The organism is Methylobacter sp. (genome assembly GCF_030680395.1).
Classification (GTDB): Bacteria; Pseudomonadota; Gammaproteobacteria; order Methylococcales; family Methylomonadaceae; genus Methylobacter_A.
Map to the genome: position 1 here is coordinate 1 of NZ_JAUXVR010000015.1, position 16,575 is coordinate 16,575.

The window sequence follows — 16,575 nt, forward strand, 5'->3', positions numbered from 1 at the left end:
AAAGGCCTTAACTTCTCCACCTTGGAGCTCAGCCATTACTTTTGTTAAAGCAGCAGTTAAAGTAGTTTTACCATGATCGACGTGACCGATTGTGCCGACGTTTACGTGGGGCTTGCTACGTGAAAATTTTTCTTTGGCCATGAGTTAATACCTTTAAATTATATTCAATTTTTTTATGAAGATTTTTTAATAATCGCTTCTGCAATATTCGCAGGTGCTTCATTATATTTTTCAAACTGCATACTGTATGTAGCTCGCCCCTGTGTTGCCGAACGCAAATCAGTTGCATAACCAAACATTTCCGCCAACGGTACTTCGCAGCTAAGTGTCTTTCCTGACGGAGTATCCTCCATTCCCTGAATTATTCCACGCCGCCTATTGATATCACCAACTACATCACCCATGTACTCTTCAGGCGTAGCAATTTCAACTTTCATTATAGGCTCAAGCAATACGGGGCTTGCTTTCCTAGCCCCCTCCCTAAAACACATGGAGCCGGCAATTTTGAAAGCTATTTCACTCGAATCAACATCATGATACGAACCATCAAATAAAGACACCTTTACATCCAATACAGGATAGCCAGCTAGGATACCACTCTTCAACTGCTCTTGGATACCTTTATCTACAGCGGGTATAAATTCTTTTGGAACAACCCCACCAACAATCTCATTAACAAACTCATAACCGGCACCAATTTCTTGCGGCTCAATGCGCAACCAGACATGCCCATACTGCCCACGCCCACCGGACTGCCTTATAAACTTGCTCTCTTGCTCTACCGTCTTTCGGATTGTTTCCCTGTATGCAACCTGCGGAGCTCCAATATTAGCCTCGACATTAAATTCCCTTTTCATGCGATCGACAATTATCTCGAGATGCAACTCCCCCATTCCGGAAATAATTATCTGACCTGACTCCTCATCCGTATGCACCCTAAAAGATGGATCTTCTTGGGCCAATTTACCCAATGCTACCCCCATCTTTTCTTGGTCGGCTTTCGTTTTTGGCTCCACCGCAACCGAAATCACCGGATCAGGAAACTCCATACGCTCAAGAACAATAACTTCTTTGAGATCACATAGTGTATCGCCCGTCGTCACATCCTTGAGACCAATTGCAGCCGCTATATCCCCAGCACATACCTCCTTAACTTCTTCGCGACTATTGGCATGCATTTGCACTATTCGCCCAATACGCTCTTTTTTCTTTTTTACCGGATTATAAATACTATCCCCAGAATTAAGCACGCCTGAGTAGACCCTAAAAAAAGTCAACGTCCCTACAAAAGGATCCGTAGCAATCTTAAATGCCAATGCCGAAAAAGGAGCTCCATCATCAGCAGGACGAACCGCTTCAATAACATCATCCTCAAGATGCCCTTTTATAGCCTCGACATCAGTGGGAGCCGGCATATACTCAACAATCGCATCCAGCATAGCCTGAACACCCTTGTTTTTAAAGGCTGAACCACAAAATGCAGGAACGATCTCATTCGCTATTGTCCGAGAACGAATTCCCAGCCTAATCTCTTCGTCTGACAAACACCCATCTTCAAGGTATTTCTCCAATAAATCTTCACTTGCCTCCGCAGATACTTCAACCATATGCTCTCTCCATTTCTCACAGAGACCTAACATACCAGCCGGAATTTCCTTTTCTTTAAAAGTCATACCAATATTGGCGTCATCCCAATATATGGCCTTCATTTTAATAAGGTCAACAACGCCTTCGAAACTATCCTCTGCACCAATCGGCAACTGCATTGGAACAGCCTTGCCACCCAATCGCGCCTTAATCTGTTCAATTACCCGAAAAAAGTCAGCACCAGAGCGATCCATTTTATTCACAAAAACCAATCGCGGCACACCGTACTTATCCGCTTGACGCCAGACCGTTTCGGATTGCGGCTCAACCCCACCAACAGCGCAAAAAACCGCACAAGCCCCATCCAAAACCCGCAATGAGCGCTCAACCTCTATAGTAAAGTCCACATGCCCAGGCGTATCTATGATATTTATACGATGCAGAGGGAATTGACCTTCCATTCCAGCCCAAAAACAGGTTGTTGCGGCCGAGGTAATGGTTATTCCCCGCTCCTGCTCCTGCTCCATCCAATCCATTGTTGCAGCACCGTCATGCACCTCACCTATTTTGTGAGAAACACCGGTATAATAAAGAATGCGCTCTGTAGTCGTGGTCTTACCTGCATCAATGTGCGCCATGATACCGATATTTCGATAAAACCCTATGGGAGTTTTACGTGCCACAACTATACAGTCTTCTATACAATTCGTTAATTACCACCGATAATGAGAGAAAGCCTTATTTGCCTCTGCCATTCTATGAGTATCTTCACGCTTTTTGGCCGCAGAACCTCTGCTTTCAAAAGCATCCATCAACTCACCAGCCAACTTAGCAGGCATATTTCTTTCATTTCTCTTACGCGAAGCATCAATCAACCAGCGCATTGCTAAAGCCATACGCCTTGAAGGTCGAACCTCAACAGGCACCTGATATGTTGCACCGCCAACACGGCGAGACTTAACCTCAACCCTAGGCTGAACATTTTCCAAAGCCTTAGACAGCACTTCCAACGGTTCACTATGACCCTTGCTCTCAATTACATCCAAAGCGCCATAGACAATTCCTTCCGCAATAGATTTTTTGCCACTTTCCATGATCATATTCATGAACTTAGTTAGCATTATGCTGCCAAATCTTGGATCTGGAATGATTTCTCTTTTTGTAGCGACTCTTCTTCTAGACATTTATCTCACCAACCAACGTTTAGCCTTTAGGCCGTTTTGTTCCATATTTAGAGCGACCACATTTTCTGTTAGTCACACCTGAGGCATCCAAGCTACCACGAACAACGTGATATCTCACACCAGGCAAATCCTTAACACGACCACCCCTTATCAGAACCACGGAATGTTCCTGAAGATTATGCCCCTCACCACCAATGTAGCTACTAACCTCAGCTCCATTCGTCAACCTAACCCTAGCCACTTTTCGTAACGCGGAGTTTGGTTTTTTAGGTGTTGTCGTATAAACACGAGTACATACACCCCTACGCTGAGGACAAGCCTCCAATGCAGGAACATTGCTTTTTTCTATTTTTTTAGCACGAGGCTTACGAACCAATTGGTTGATCGTGGCCATAACTTGTCTACTCCGATATACAATTAAACTGTCAGATAATAAATTAACCGTCGCACATATTAAACGTCGACGGTTAATTGCAACTCGACCCGACCCAAGCACGTTAGCTCATTTGAGCAGAGTATATTACTTGCTAATACCCCCTAGGTCAAGTCCATATTTAAAAATGATCTATAATGAATTCCTAAATATTCAAAGCCTGCTTAAGGGCCTCTTCCACATCTCCAGCATCTACAGCTAGAGGCGCTTCGCTTTCCACTATCTCATTCTGAGCAAATCTGTTCTTTCTGCTTTCATGATAAGCCAGCCCCGTTCCTGCCGGGATTAACCGGCCAACGATAACGTTCTCTTTTAACCCTTGCAAACTATCACTTAATCCGCGAACCGCTGCATCAGTCAATACACGAGTTGTTTCTTGGAATGACGCCGCCGAAATAAATGACTCTGTCGCTAACGATGCCTTAGTAATCCCAAGCAGCACGGAATTGTAGCTCGCAGGAATTTTTCCCTCAGCCTCAACCTTGTCATTTTCTTCCCTCATTGCCGCACGCTCAACCTGGTCTCCTTTCAAGAATCCTGTATCGCCGGATGCGGTAATCTCGACTTTCCTGAGCATTTGACGAATGATAGCCTCAATGTGCTTATCGTTAATTTTCACACCCTGCAAACGATATACATCCTGAATTTCCTTAACCAAATAGTTCGCTAACTCCTCAATTCCTCTTAACCTAAGGATATCATGCGGCGTTAACTCACCTTCCGCTATGGTTTCTCCCTTTTCTACATATTCGCCCTCAAAGACCGTAATATGACGCCATTTAGGAATCAATGTTTCAATTTGCTCACCGGCAGGATCTGTAATTATGACCCGTTGCTTACCTTTTGTTTCTTTTCCAAACGAGATGGTGCCACTAGTCTCTGCAAGAATTGCCGGATCTTTTGTTTTTCGCGCTTCAAATAAATCTGCAACCCGCGGCAAACCACCGGTAATATCTCTTGTTTTACTAGACTCCTGTGGAATTCTCGCCAAAACGTCACCGACCTTTACCTCTCCACCGTCCTTGATTCCGGCAATAGCCCCTGCAGGCAAGAAATATTGCGCGGGTATCTCAGTCCCCGGCAAATAAATTGCATTTCCTTGTCCATCAAAAAGTCTAACCATTGGACGCAATTCCTTACCCGCACTTCCCCGCTGTTTCGGATCGGTGACAACTAATGAACTCAAGCCGGTAACTTCGTCGGATTGCTTCTGTACGGTAACGCCATCGACAAAATCGATTAACTCGACCACACCATCAACCTCAGTAATAACAGGATGCGTGTGCGGATCCCAATTAACAATTATATCACCCGCATTAATTCGCGAACCTTCCTGCACGGAAAGCACCGCTCCATAAGGGATTTTATAACGTTCCTTCTCCCGGCCATAATCATCAACTACGCCAACTTCACCTGATCTTGAAACTGCAACCAGATTACCTTCACGATTAATCACTGATTTCAGATTATTAAGGCGCACAGTACCCGCAGATTTAACCTGAACATTACTGATTGCAGCCGATCTGGATGCAGCACCACCGATATGGAAAGTCCGCATAGTCAACTGCGTACCTGGCTCACCGATTGATTGCGCAGCAATAACTCCTACTGCCTCACCAATATTAACCAGATGACCGCGCCCTAAATCACGCCCATAACAGGCAGCACAAACACCGTGTCTGTTTTCACAGGTAATAATTGAACGAACCAGAACCTGGTCAATACTATGCTCTTCAAGGACAGATACCCAGTGCTCATCCAATAACGTGCCTCTAGGTGCTACTATAATGTCACCGGCTGGGTCCATTATGTCATTGACTGCAACACGACCCAATACGCGCTCCGACAAAGGCTCTACAACATCACCGCCCTCAATAATTGGAGTCATGATCAAACCATTAGATGTACCGCAATCATCACCATTAATCACCAGATCCTGCGCCACGTCGACCAACCTACGCGTCAAATACCCAGAGTTCGCAGTTTTCAATGCAGTATCTGCCAGACCTTTACGAGCACCATGCGTAGAAATAAAGTACTGTAATACGTCCAAGCCTTCTCTAAAATTAGCGGTAATAGGTGTTTCAATAATGGAACCGTCAGGCTTTGCCATCAAACCACGCATACCGGCTAACTGACGAATCTGAGCAGCAGAACCACGCGCCCCTGACTCGGCCATCATAAAGATAGAATTAAATGATTTTTGTTTTACTGTCTTGCCTTCAGCATTAACAACCGACTCTTCACCAAGCCCGTCCATCATTACCTTAGCTATTTGATCATTGGCATGCGACCAGATATCGACAACTTTGTTGTATCGTTCCCCGTCAGTTACCAAGCCGGAAGCATACTGGCTTTGAATTTCGTTAACTTCAGCATCGGAAGCCTTAATAATATCGACTTTTTTGGCCGGTATTACCATATCTTCGATACCGAATGAAATTCCGGAAATCGTTGCATACTTAAAACCCAAATACATCAACTGATCGGCAAGTATGACGGTATCTTTGTTACCCAAATAGCGATAACTGTAATTAATTAACCGTGATATGTTCTTTTTAGTCATATCGCAGTTAACCAACTCGAATGGCGTACGGTCTGGAACCACTTCCCAGATTAGCCCACGGCCTACGGTAGTTTCTACGCGATGAGTTTTGTCTTCAGCCTCGCCATTTTCATTGACCACTTTTTCCGTGATACGCAATTGAATTTTAGATTGCAATTCAACCGTCTTAGTTAACAGCGCCTTATGAATTTCGCCGACGCTGACAAATATACTGCCATCGCCTTTTGCATTAATTTTTTCACGACTGATGTAATAAAGCCCCAATACCACGTCTTGTGACGGGTTGATAACAGGCTCACCGTTTGCTGGGGACAAGATGTTATTTGTCGCCATCATCAATGTTCTGGCTTCCAGTTGCGCTTCAATAGACAACGGAATATGCACAGCCATCTGATCGCCGTCAAAGTCGGCGTTAAACGCACTACAAACCAATGGATGCAACTGGATTGCCTTGCCTTCAATCAACGTGGGTTCAAATGCCTGAATACCAAGTCTATGCAATGTAGGCGCGCGGTTTAACAGAATAGGATGTTCACGGATAACTTCTTCAAGAATATCCCAGACTTCAGCACCTTCCCTTTCAACCATTTTTTTGGCAGCTTTAATGGTTGTGGCCAGACCACGAAATTGCAGCTTGCTAAATATAAATGGCTTAAATAACTCCAATGCCATTTTTTTCGGAAGTCCGCATTGATGCAACCTTAACGTTGGACCTACTACAATTACCGAACGACCTGAATAGTCAACGCGCTTGCCCAAGAGGTTTTGTCTAAAACGCCCTTGCTTTCCTTTGATCATATCCGCTAATGATTTAAGCGGCCTTCTGTTAGTACCGGTAATCGCACGACCACGACGGCCGTTATCCAGCAACGCATCAACAGATTCCTGCAACATGCGCTTTTCGTTACGAACGATAATGTCCGGCGCATTCAAGTCCAGCAACCGGTTTAAACGGTTGTTTCTGTTGATAACTCGACGATAAAGATCATTCAAATCAGAGGTTGCGAATCGACCGCCATCCAGAGGCACCAACGGGCGCAACTCAGGTGGCAATACCGGCAACACTTTCAAAATCATCCATTCCGGGCGATTTTTTGAACTCAATAACGCATCCATGACCTTAAGGCGTTTCGAGTACTTCTTAATTTTTGTTTCTGAATTCGTGGAGTTAATTTCTTCCCGCAGAATTTCAACTTGCTCTTTTAAATCGATTGATTTGAGCAGGTCATAGATGGCTTCTGCACCCATTTTTGCGACAAAATCATCCCCATGCAATTCAACTGCATCCAGATAATCATCATCAGTAAGCAATTGGCCTTTATCCAAAGGCGTCATACCGGGATCTAAAACGACGAACGATTCAAAATATAATACGCGCTCAATTTCGCGTAACGTCATATCCAATAACAACGCTATTCTGGATGGCAGCGATTTTAAAAACCAAATATGTGCAACGGGACTGGCTAAATCGATATGCCCCATTCTTTCACGACGAACCTTGGACAACGTAACTTCAACGCCACATTTTTCGCAAATAACACCGCGATGCTTTAATCTTTTATATTTACCACAAAGGCACTCATAATCACTGACTGGGCCAAAAATCTTGGCGCAGAATAGACCATCCCTCTCAGGCTTAAAGGTTCGATAGTTAATCGTTTCCGGTTTTTTTACTTCGCCATATGACCAGGAACGAATCATATCTGGTGATGCCAAACCAATGCTAATTCCGTCAAAATCATCGGCACGACCTTGACGTTTTAAGAAATTCATTAAATCTTTCAAGAGCTTGTCCTCTTTAAATGCTTTCTGGCGTAGACCAGAACAGGCTGCAGGCTGGATTAGGCGCGTTTTTTTGCACCGTAACCCAACGGGTACGGCATTGGTTTGTCAGGTTACGCTACGCTACCAACAGTAGGCGCTTTAGGCGACCCGACATACGCCCCTACTCCCGCTGCAATTCTATATTGACAGCCAATGAGCGGATTTCTTTAATTAAAACATTAAATGATTCCGGCATACCGGCTTCCATTTTATGATCGCCATCGACAATGTTTTTATACATACGCGTTCTACCGGTTACGTCATCAGATTTAACTGTCAACATTTCCTGCAAGGTATAGGCAGCACCATAAGCTTCAAGCGCCCAGACCTCCATCTCCCCGAAACGCTGCCCACCGAATTGCGCTTTACCGCCTAATGGCTGCTGCGTAACCAAGCTATACGGCCCTGTTGACCGCGCATGCATCTTGTCATCAACCAAATGGTTCAACTTCAGCATATACATATAACCAACCGTAACTTCGCGTTCAAACGGTTCGCCTGTCAAGCCGTCATAAAGCGTAACCTGACCATGCTCAGGCAAATCCGCCAACTTCAACATGGTACGGATTTCATCTTCGCTTGCGCCGTCAAAAACAGGGGTTGCCATAGGTACACCGCCGACAAGATTAGTCGCCATTTCCAGGATTTCTTGATCGGTAAATGAAGCTAAATCTTCTTTACGACCACTGCTGTTATAAATTTTGTCCAGATAATCCCTGATCGCAGTAACCTTGGCCTTTTCTTGATCATACTGAGCTTCCAGCATTTTACCTATTTTGATACCCAAACCTTTTGCTGCCCAGCCTAAATGTGTTTCCAACACCTGCCCGACGTTCATCCGCGAGGGTACGCCTAATGGATTCAAGACAATATCAACCGGATTACCATCAGCGGTATACGGCATGTCTTCAATCGGTCTAATCATAGAAATAACACCTTTATTTCCATGACGACCAGCCATTTTATCACCGGGCTGAATACGCCTTTTAACCGCTAAATAAACCTTGACCATCTTCAGAACACCTGGCGCCAAATCATCACCCATGGTGATTTTCTTACGCTTGACTTCGAATTTCTCATCAAAGTCTTTTCTTTGCTGCTCTACCTGGGTGACAACCGTTTCCAGCTGAAGATTGATATCTTCATCCTTCATGCGAATTTTCAACCACTCTGAATGCTTCAAGCCATTAAGATAAGCTTGCGTTATTTCAGTTCCCGCTTTTAACTGACCGGGACCTGATTGGGCAACTTTTCCAACCAAAAGTCTGGCAACACGAGCAAAAATATCTTCTTCAAGAATTTTCAGCTGATCATCAAGGTCTTTTCTGTAACGTTTGATTTCTTCCTGCTCAATATCCAGAGCCCGCTTGTCTTTCTTGACTCCGTCACGAGTAAATACCTGAACATCAATAACCGTACCCTCAATACTGCCAGGTACACGTAACGATGTATCTTTCACATCGGCCGCTTTCTCGCCGAAAATTGCTCGCAGTAGCTTTTCTTCCGGTGTTAATTGGGTCTCACCTTTTGGCGTTACCTTACCTACCAGAATGTCGCCGCCTTTTACTTCGGCGCCGACATAAACTATTCCGGACTCATCAAGCTTGGACAACGCTTCTTCGCTGACGTTTGGAATATCCGCAGTAATTTCTTCGGGACTATGCTTGGTATCCCGCGCTACGCAAGTTTTCTCTTCAATATGGATCGTGGTGAAACGGTCTTCCTTGACGACACGCTCTGAAACCAGTATCGAATCCTCAAAGTTGTATCCATTCCACGGCATAAATGCAACCAGCATGTTTTGCCCTAAAGCCAACTCGCCGATATCCGTAGACGGACCGTCTGCCATAATATCGCCAGCATTAACGATGTCTCCCGGTTTTACCAATGGTTTTTGGTTGATACAGGTATTCTGATTTGATCGGGTATATTTAATCAAGTTGTAAATATCAACACCTGGCGTACCTGTTTCAGTCTCCGTATCATTTACTCGCACTACGATTCTAGCTGCGTCAACAGCTTCAATCTTACCGCCACGCGCAGCAACCACGGTTACGCCTGAGTCTTTTGCAACTGTTCTTTCCATGCCTGTACCCACCAATGGCTTTTCAGCTCTTAGTGTAGGAACAGCCTGACGTTGCATGTTTGAACCCATCAACGCACGGTTAGCATCATCATGCTCCAGGAACGGAATGATGGAAGCTGCGACAGATACAATCTGCTTGGATGACACGTCCATATATTGCACAGTGTCTGACATAGCCAAAGTAAATTCATCTTTATGTCGGCATGACACCAACCCTTCAACCAGTTTTCCGCTTGCGTCTACAGCAACACTGGCCTGAGCAATAACAAACTCGCCTTCTTCAATAGCTGACAAATAATCGACATGATCGGTTACTTTGCCATCGACTACTTTTCTATAAGGCGTTTCCAAAAAGCCATAATTATTAGTACGCGCATAGACTGATAATGAATTTATCAAGCCGATGTTGGGGCCTTCAGGTGTCTCAATTGGACATACGCGACCATAATGCGTTGCATGTACGTCACGAACTTCAAATCCAGCGCGTTCTCTTGCCAAACCGCCTGGCCCTAAAGCCGATACACGGCGCTTATGCGTCACCTGAGATAATGGATTATTTTGATCCATAAACTGTGACAACTGACTGGAGCCGAAAAATTCTTTTACTGCAGCGGAAACAGGCTTCGCATTGATGATTTCTTGCGGCATCAAGCCTTCAGAATCTGCCAATGTTAAACGTTCTTTAACCGCTCTTTCAACGCGAACCAATCCTACACGGAATTGGTTCTCGATCATTTCACCAACAGAGCGAACCCGTCTGTTGCCTAGATGATCAATATCGTCAACATTGCCGTTGCCGTTACGAATATCTATTAATTCTTTAAGTACATCAATGATGTCATCTTTAGTTAAAGTGCCGGGACCTGTTGTTTCTTGACGACCCAAACGACGATTAAACTTCATCCTTCCGACCGTAGATAAGTCATATCGCTCATCAGTAAAGAACAGATTCTGAAACAGGTTTTCCGCCGAATCTTTAGTCGGTGGCTCGCCTGGGCGCATCATCCGATATATTTCAACCAATGCTTCAAGACTATTGGTAGTAGTATCCAGTCTCATGGCATTAGACATGTACGGACCTTTATCCAAGTCATTGACAAATAGGGTATTCAGATCTGTAATACCACTTTCAATGCATCGATCTATGATCGCGACAGTAAGCTCGTCATTCACATTAGCAACCAACTCGCCTGTAGATCGGTCAATCAGGTTATTTCCTAATATCTTACCAACCAAGTAATCCTTGGGCACTTCTACTTCGGTTAATCCGGATTTTATCATTTCACGGATATGCTTAGCCGTAATCCGACGTCCTTCTTCAACCAATACCTCACCTTTTCTGCTCTTAATATCAAAGGCTGCAATTTCTCCACGCATACGCTCAGGAACGATATGGAAAATACACTTTTGAGCATCAATGGTAAATTTATTCATTTCGAAGAAAATCTTGATCATTTCTTCGTTGTCGTATCCCAATCCCCTAAGCAAAATAGTTGCGGGTATTTTTCTACGCCGATCAATTCGGACAAAAACGCAATCTTTATGATCAAACTCAAAATCTAACCACGAACCACGATAAGGAATAACTCGCGCATTAAACAAAAGCTTTCCTGACGAATGGGTCTTTCCTTTATCATGATCAAAGAAAACACCAGGCGAACGATGTAACTGGGAGACAATTACCCGCTCCGTCCCATTAATGACGAATGTTCCATTGTCCGTCATCAAAGGCAACTCACCCATGTAAACTTCCTGTTCACGGATATCCTTAACTACTTTTGCATTCGCAGAGGCTTCTTTATCATAGATAACCAAGCGAACCAATACCCTTAAGGGTGCCGCATAGGTAGCGCCTCTTTGTTGACACTCTCTTACATCAAAAACAGGCTCCCCCAATCTATATTTCACATACTCCAGCACTGCATATCCAGAATGGCTTTCAATTGGGAAAACACTGGAGAATGCAGCATGCAATCCACTGTCTTCACGTTTTTCAGCTGTGACACCTGATTGCAAAAAGCCCGCATATGAATTAATTTGCGTTGCCAGAAGATAGGGAACATCAAGTACCTCAGTACCTTTCCCAAAGTTATTTCGAATACGCTTTTTTTCTGTAAAAGAGTAGGACATATCGCTTCCAAACCTTTTCGTCATAGATAATTTTCTACCGTGCGATTATTGCAAACAGTAAAAGGCCGGTGACAAGGTTGCCACCAGCCGTACTTGGCAGAGACGTTTATTCCAACGTCTCTGCAATTGAGTCGAAATTTATTTTATTTCGACAGTAGCGCCTGCATCGACAAGCTGCTTTTTAACATCTTCTGCTTCTGCTTTAGAAACAGCTTCTTTCACGGTTGTTGGAACACCTTCAACAGCGTCTTTAGCCTCTTTCAAGCCCAATCCAGTGATACTGCGCACTGCTTTAATAACCGCAACTTTGTTTTCACCAAAAGACGTCATAATAACATCAAATTCCGTTTGCTCTTCAACAGCAGCCGCTGAAGCCGCTGGCGCAGCTGCTACAGCTACAGCTGCAGATACGCCAAATTTTTCTTCCATCGCTGAAATCAAGTCAACGATTTCCATAACGCTCATGTTTGAGACCGCTTCCAAGATATCTTCTTGCGAAATTGCCATTGTATATTCCTCTAAAATAATAAGTTTTAAACTGGTTGTGGTGATAGAAACGCTGCTCTGCAATGTTTTCTACTATGCCGCTTCTTTCTGATCTCTAATTGCAGCCAAAGTACGCACAAATTTCTCTGTAGGCGCTCTCATCACTGACATTAACAGACCAATACCTTGATCGCGAGTAGGCAGACTGGCTAGTCGAGCAAGCTCAGAACCACCAAACGACTGTCCGCCAATAGCAACAATCTTGGCAATTAATTTGTCGTGAGTTTTGGCAAAATTGCTGATTAAACGCGCCGCAGAACCTGGATCTTCCATAGAAAATGCAATCAATAATGGGCCTACCAGTCCACTTTGCATACATTCAAATTCAGTCCCGGCTACTGCTCGTTTTGCCAGTGTATTTTTTACCACACGCAGATATACACCTGTTTCTCTCGCTGTTTTACGCAGTTCGGTAAGTTCCGTAACTGTTAATCCACGATATTCTGCTGCAATTGCAGAATGCGCTTTAGCGGCGAATACAGCGACTTCTTCTACGACAGCTTTTTTGCTATCTAAATTTAGTGCCACAGCTTACCTCCGGAATTTATCCCCAGAATTAATAAAAAGCATTCATTTGAATACCCCTTACGGTCCCTTTCCCCAGCTTTTTTAGGTTCCAGCTTCCGTCTACGCAGGGAATATTAAGTTTTACAACGCCTGCGGTCTTTGACGGTTACCGAACGGGTCGGCAACCCAAAGTCTTTTATAACGTTAAATTGAAATACTGCTTTGATCCAGCCACAAACCAGGCCCCATAGTCGAAGATAAGGTTATCTTCTTAATGTAAATACCTTTAGCTGCGGTCGGCTTTAACTTTCTTAAATCCGCAAGCAATGCTTCCAAGTTACCTTGAATAGCAGTAGCATCGAATGCAACTTTACCTAGCGTACAGTGAATAATCCCTGACTTATCAGTCCGATAACGTACTTGACCTGATTTGGCGTTTTTTACTGCCGTAGCAACATCAGCGGTTACAGTTCCAACCTTAGGGTTAGGCATTAAACCTCTAGGCCCCAAAATCTGACCCAACTGACCAACTACCCTCATAGCATCAGGAGAAGCAATGACCACGTCAAAGTTCATTTCACCTTTCTTTACCAACTCGCCTAAGTCATCCATACCTACTATGTCAGCTCCGGCTTCTCTTGCCGCATCAGCGTTAGGACCTTGCGTAAAAACTGCAACTCTTACAGTTTTACCTGTACCATTTGGCAGCACCGTTGCGCCGCGAACATTTTGATCGGACTTGCGTGGATCCACACCCAAATTAACGCTAACATCAATAGCTTCGCTAAACTTTGCAGTCCCCAGTTCTTTCAACAACTGAACCGCTTCAGTAATTGAATATTGCTTGGTTTTATCAACTTTCCCTTTGATAATTTTCGCTTTTTTTGACAACTTAGCCATTATAATCCCTCCACATTCAGACCCATGCTGTACGCACTGCCCGCAATCGTTTTTACTGCTGCTTCCAGATTTGCTGCATTCAAATCTTCCATTTTTGTTTTAGCAATTTCTTCCAATTGCGCGCGAGTCACCGTACCAACTTTCTTGGTATTAGGATTACTGCTTCCGCTTTTAATGCCTGTTGCTTTCTTCAAAAGAATTGAAGCTGGCGGGGTTTTTGTAATAAAAGTAAAACTACGATCACTATAAACAGTGATAACAACAGGCAAAGGCAAACCTTTTTCTGTATCCTGTGTTTTAGCATTAAAAGCTTTGCAAAACTCCATGATATTAACACCGCGCTGACCCAATGCTGGACCTACCGGTGGACTTGGATTTGCTTCACCCGCTTTAACCTGCAACTTTATATACGCGGTTATTTTTTTAGCCATTATTTACTCCAAATATGGGTACAAACGCTTTTCAGCTCCCCTAGACACAAAAAATCACTGCCTTATTCAGACAGTGATTTTGAAAATACTAAACACCTAAGCCTAATTAGCTTTTTTCTACCTGCCCAAAGCCAAGCTCAACCGATGTTGATCGACCAAAAATGAGCACTGATATTTTTATTTTACTTTTTTCGTAATTAACTTCTTCAACAACACCATTAAAATCCTTAAATGGCCCATCAATAACCCTAATTACCTCACCAGCCTCAAACATCGTCTTAGGTCGCGGCTTGTTCACTCCATCCTCAACTCTATTGAGAATAGCCATCGCTTCTTTTTCAGATATTGGCGCCGGACGATCGGAAGTTCCACCTATAAAACCCAACACCCTTGGCACATCTTTCACCAAATGCCAAGTCTCATCAGTTAAATCCATTTGCACTAACACATATCCAGGAAAAAACTTTCTTTCGCTTTTTCTCTGCTGCCCCATGCGCATTTCCACAACCTCTTCGGTAGGCACCAAAATCTTGCCGAAATACTGCTCCAAACCTTCCCTCTTAATTCTTTCCTCTAAGGCTTGCTTAACTTTATTTTCAAAATTTGAATAGGCGTGCACAACATACCAACGTAGCGCCATTCCCTTACCCTCCTTGACCCGTCAAAAGACGCACACCCCAAAATAGAAACATATCCAGCAGCCAAAGAATCAAGCCGACAATAAAAACCATACCAAACACCAGCAACGTGGTACGGAAAGTTTCTTCCCGAGTTGGCCAAACAACTTTCCTGACCTCTTGCTTTGACTCCAAAGCGAACGCCAAAACATCCCGCCCCACTCCCGTAGTAAGCATCATACCCACCACAACCAGCGCCGTAACAACCAAACCAAGAACTCGGTATAAAAGCGGAACTTCTGAGAAATAATAGAATGCAGCCACACCAGCGACTACAAAGACAACGGAAAATACCTGCTTAACAACATCAAAAACCGATGCCGATGCTTCTACCTGAGTATTCATATGTTTTTTACTATGAAAATAGATTTGATATGCTTTAATCTGAATGGCAGGCCAGGAGGGTCTCGAACCCCCAACCCGCGGTTTTGGAGACCGCTATTCTACCAATTGAACTACTGACCTATTCAGACAAGCCTTACATAAACTGCTATAATACATTAAATAATAATATTATTCAAGTATTGATGCAACGACGCCCGCACCTACTGTACGACCACCTTCACGGATTGCAAAACGCAAACCATCTTCCATAGCGATCGGTGAAATCAGCTTTACTTTTACTGAAATATTATCGCCAGGCATAACCATTTCAACGCCTTCCGGCAACTCGACAGCACCCGTCACGTCAGTGGTTCTGAAGTAGAACTGCGGACGATAACCATTAAAGAAAGGCGTATGACGACCACCCTCATCTTTAGACAAGATATAAATTTCCGAGTTGAAGTATGAGTGCGGCTTGATGGTGCCTTTGTGCGCTAAAACCTGCCCACGCTCAACATCATCTCTTTTTGTTCCTCTCAGAAGGATACCAACATTGTCGCCCGCCTGGCCCTGATCCAGCAATTTACGGAACATTTCCACACCGGTACAGGTTGTTGATACGGTAGGCTTAATACCGACAATTTCAATTTCCTGCCCAACTTTAACAATGCCGCGCTCAATACGACCGGTCACTACGGTGCCACGACCGGAAATCGAGAATACGTCTTCAATCGGCATCAGAAATGCACCATCTACCGCTCTTTCCGGCAAAGGAATGTAAGTATCCAAGGCCTCCACCAATCTGACCACTGAAGGAACACCGATTTCGCTGGTATCGCCTTGCAATGCAAGCAAAGCCGAACCTACGATAATTGGCGTGTCATCGCCCGGAAATTCGTACATATCCAACAGCTCGCGAATTTCCATCTCGACCAATTCGATCAGCTCTGCATCATCAACCATGTCCGCTTTATTCAGGAACACCACGACGTAAGGCACGCCCACCTGTCTTGACAACAGGATATGCTCTCTTGTTTGCGGCATCGGACCGTCAGCTGCCGAACACACCAGGATAGCGCCATCCATTTGCGCCGCACCGGTAATCATGTTTTTTACGTAATCAGCATGGCCTGGACAGTCAACGTGCGCATAATGGCGTGTTGCTGATTCATATTCGACGTGCGATGTTGATATAGTAATACCACGCGCACGCTCTTCAGGTGCATTATCAATCTGATCAAAGGCCTTAACTTCTCCACCTTGGAGCTCAGCCATTACTTTTGTTAAAGCAGCAGTTAAAGTAGTTTTACCATGATCGACGTGACCGATTGTGCCGACGTTTACGTGGGGCTTGCTACGTGAAAATTTTTCTTTGGCCAT

Annotated in this window: 13 protein-coding genes and 1 tRNA gene; all 14 read right to left on the reverse strand. The window is 44.2% G+C overall.

Translation table 11 applies throughout. From position 1 onward, the window contains the following. Positions 1 to 141 (reverse strand): GTP-binding protein (locus Q8L79_RS07200; protein ID WP_305269616.1); only part of this gene is annotated, 141 nt, incomplete at its 3' end. Positions 142 to 173: 32 nt separating this feature from the next. Further along, positions 174 to 2,270 (reverse strand): elongation factor G, encoded by a 2,097-nt coding sequence (gene fusA, locus Q8L79_RS07205; protein ID WP_305269587.1) that lies wholly within the window; start codon positions 2,268 to 2,270, stop codon positions 174 to 176. A 30-nt stretch (positions 2,271 to 2,300) separates the two neighbouring features. Further along, entirely contained in the window at positions 2,301 to 2,771 is a 471-nt protein-coding gene (gene rpsG / locus Q8L79_RS07210) for a 30S ribosomal protein S7 (RefSeq protein ID WP_006890493.1), read from the reverse strand. Positions 2,772 to 2,790: 19 nt separating this feature from the next. Then, complete coding sequence (gene rpsL, locus Q8L79_RS07215; protein WP_006890494.1) at positions 2,791 to 3,165, reverse strand: 30S ribosomal protein S12; 375 nt, start codon at positions 3,163 to 3,165, stop codon at positions 2,791 to 2,793. Between the two features lie 184 nt (positions 3,166 to 3,349). Then, positions 3,350 to 7,555, reverse strand: coding sequence for a DNA-directed RNA polymerase subunit beta' (rpoC, locus tag Q8L79_RS07220; RefSeq protein ID WP_305269598.1), 4,206 nt, complete (start codon positions 7,553 to 7,555; stop codon positions 3,350 to 3,352). 160 nt (positions 7,556 to 7,715) lie between these two features. After that, positions 7,716 to 11,810, reverse strand: coding sequence for a DNA-directed RNA polymerase subunit beta (gene rpoB, locus Q8L79_RS07225; protein WP_305269600.1), 4,095 nt, complete (start codon positions 11,808 to 11,810; stop codon positions 7,716 to 7,718). A 138-nt stretch (positions 11,811 to 11,948) separates the two neighbouring features. Further along, on the reverse strand, positions 11,949 to 12,317 hold the full coding sequence (gene rplL / locus Q8L79_RS07230; protein WP_305269602.1) for a 50S ribosomal protein L7/L12: 369 nt from the start codon (positions 12,315 to 12,317) through the stop codon (positions 11,949 to 11,951). 72 nt (positions 12,318 to 12,389) lie between these two features. Beyond that, entirely contained in the window at positions 12,390 to 12,884 is a 495-nt protein-coding gene (gene rplJ, locus Q8L79_RS07235) for a 50S ribosomal protein L10 (protein ID WP_305269605.1), read from the reverse strand. Between the two features lie 183 nt (positions 12,885 to 13,067). Further along, positions 13,068 to 13,763, reverse strand: a complete 696-nt coding sequence (rplA, locus tag Q8L79_RS07240; protein WP_305269607.1) for a 50S ribosomal protein L1 — start codon at positions 13,761 to 13,763, stop codon at positions 13,068 to 13,070. Then, on the reverse strand, positions 13,763 to 14,194 hold the full coding sequence (gene rplK / locus Q8L79_RS07245) for a 50S ribosomal protein L11 (protein ID WP_006890501.1): 432 nt from the start codon (positions 14,192 to 14,194) through the stop codon (positions 13,763 to 13,765). The genes rplA and rplK overlap by 1 nt, the downstream gene beginning before the upstream one ends. Positions 14,195 to 14,300: 106 nt before the next feature. Beyond that, positions 14,301 to 14,834, reverse strand: coding sequence for a transcription termination/antitermination protein NusG (gene nusG, locus Q8L79_RS07250; protein ID WP_006890502.1), 534 nt, complete (start codon positions 14,832 to 14,834; stop codon positions 14,301 to 14,303). A 4-nt stretch (positions 14,835 to 14,838) separates the two neighbouring features. Then, complete coding sequence (gene secE, locus Q8L79_RS07255) at positions 14,839 to 15,216, reverse strand: preprotein translocase subunit SecE (RefSeq protein WP_305269612.1); 378 nt, start codon at positions 15,214 to 15,216, stop codon at positions 14,839 to 14,841. Positions 15,217 to 15,260: 44 nt separating this feature from the next. Then, positions 15,261 to 15,336, reverse strand: a tRNA-Trp gene (locus tag Q8L79_RS07260). Positions 15,337 to 15,384: 48 nt separating this feature from the next. Further along, positions 15,385 to 16,575: an elongation factor Tu gene (tuf, locus tag Q8L79_RS07265; protein WP_006890504.1), complete on the reverse strand. Its 1,191-nt coding sequence runs from the start codon at positions 16,573 to 16,575 to the stop codon at positions 15,385 to 15,387.

Coding starts and splice junctions, on each gene's coding strand:
- rpsG (WP_006890493.1), bottom strand. CDS start 2,771: ATGTCTAGAAGAAGAGTCGCTACAAAAAGAGAAATCATTCCAGATCCA.
- rpsL (WP_006890494.1), bottom strand. CDS start 3,165: ATGGCCACGATCAACCAATTGGTTCGTAAGCCTCGTGCTAAAAAAATA.
- rpoB (WP_305269600.1), bottom strand. CDS start 11,810: ATGTCCTACTCTTTTACAGAAAAAAAGCGTATTCGAAATAACTTTGGG.
- rplL (WP_305269602.1), bottom strand. CDS start 12,317: ATGGCAATTTCGCAAGAAGATATCTTGGAAGCGGTCTCAAACATGAGC.
- rplA (WP_305269607.1), bottom strand. CDS start 13,763: ATGGCTAAGTTGTCAAAAAAAGCGAAAATTATCAAAGGGAAAGTTGAT.
- rplK (WP_006890501.1), bottom strand. CDS start 14,194: ATGGCTAAAAAAATAACCGCGTATATAAAGTTGCAGGTTAAAGCGGGT.
- nusG (WP_006890502.1), bottom strand. CDS start 14,834: ATGGCGCTACGTTGGTATGTTGTGCACGCCTATTCAAATTTTGAAAAT.
- secE (WP_305269612.1), bottom strand. CDS start 15,216: ATGAATACTCAGGTAGAAGCATCGGCATCGGTTTTTGATGTTGTTAAG.
- tuf (WP_006890504.1), bottom strand. CDS start 16,575: ATGGCCAAAGAAAAATTTTCACGTAGCAAGCCCCACGTAAACGTCGGC.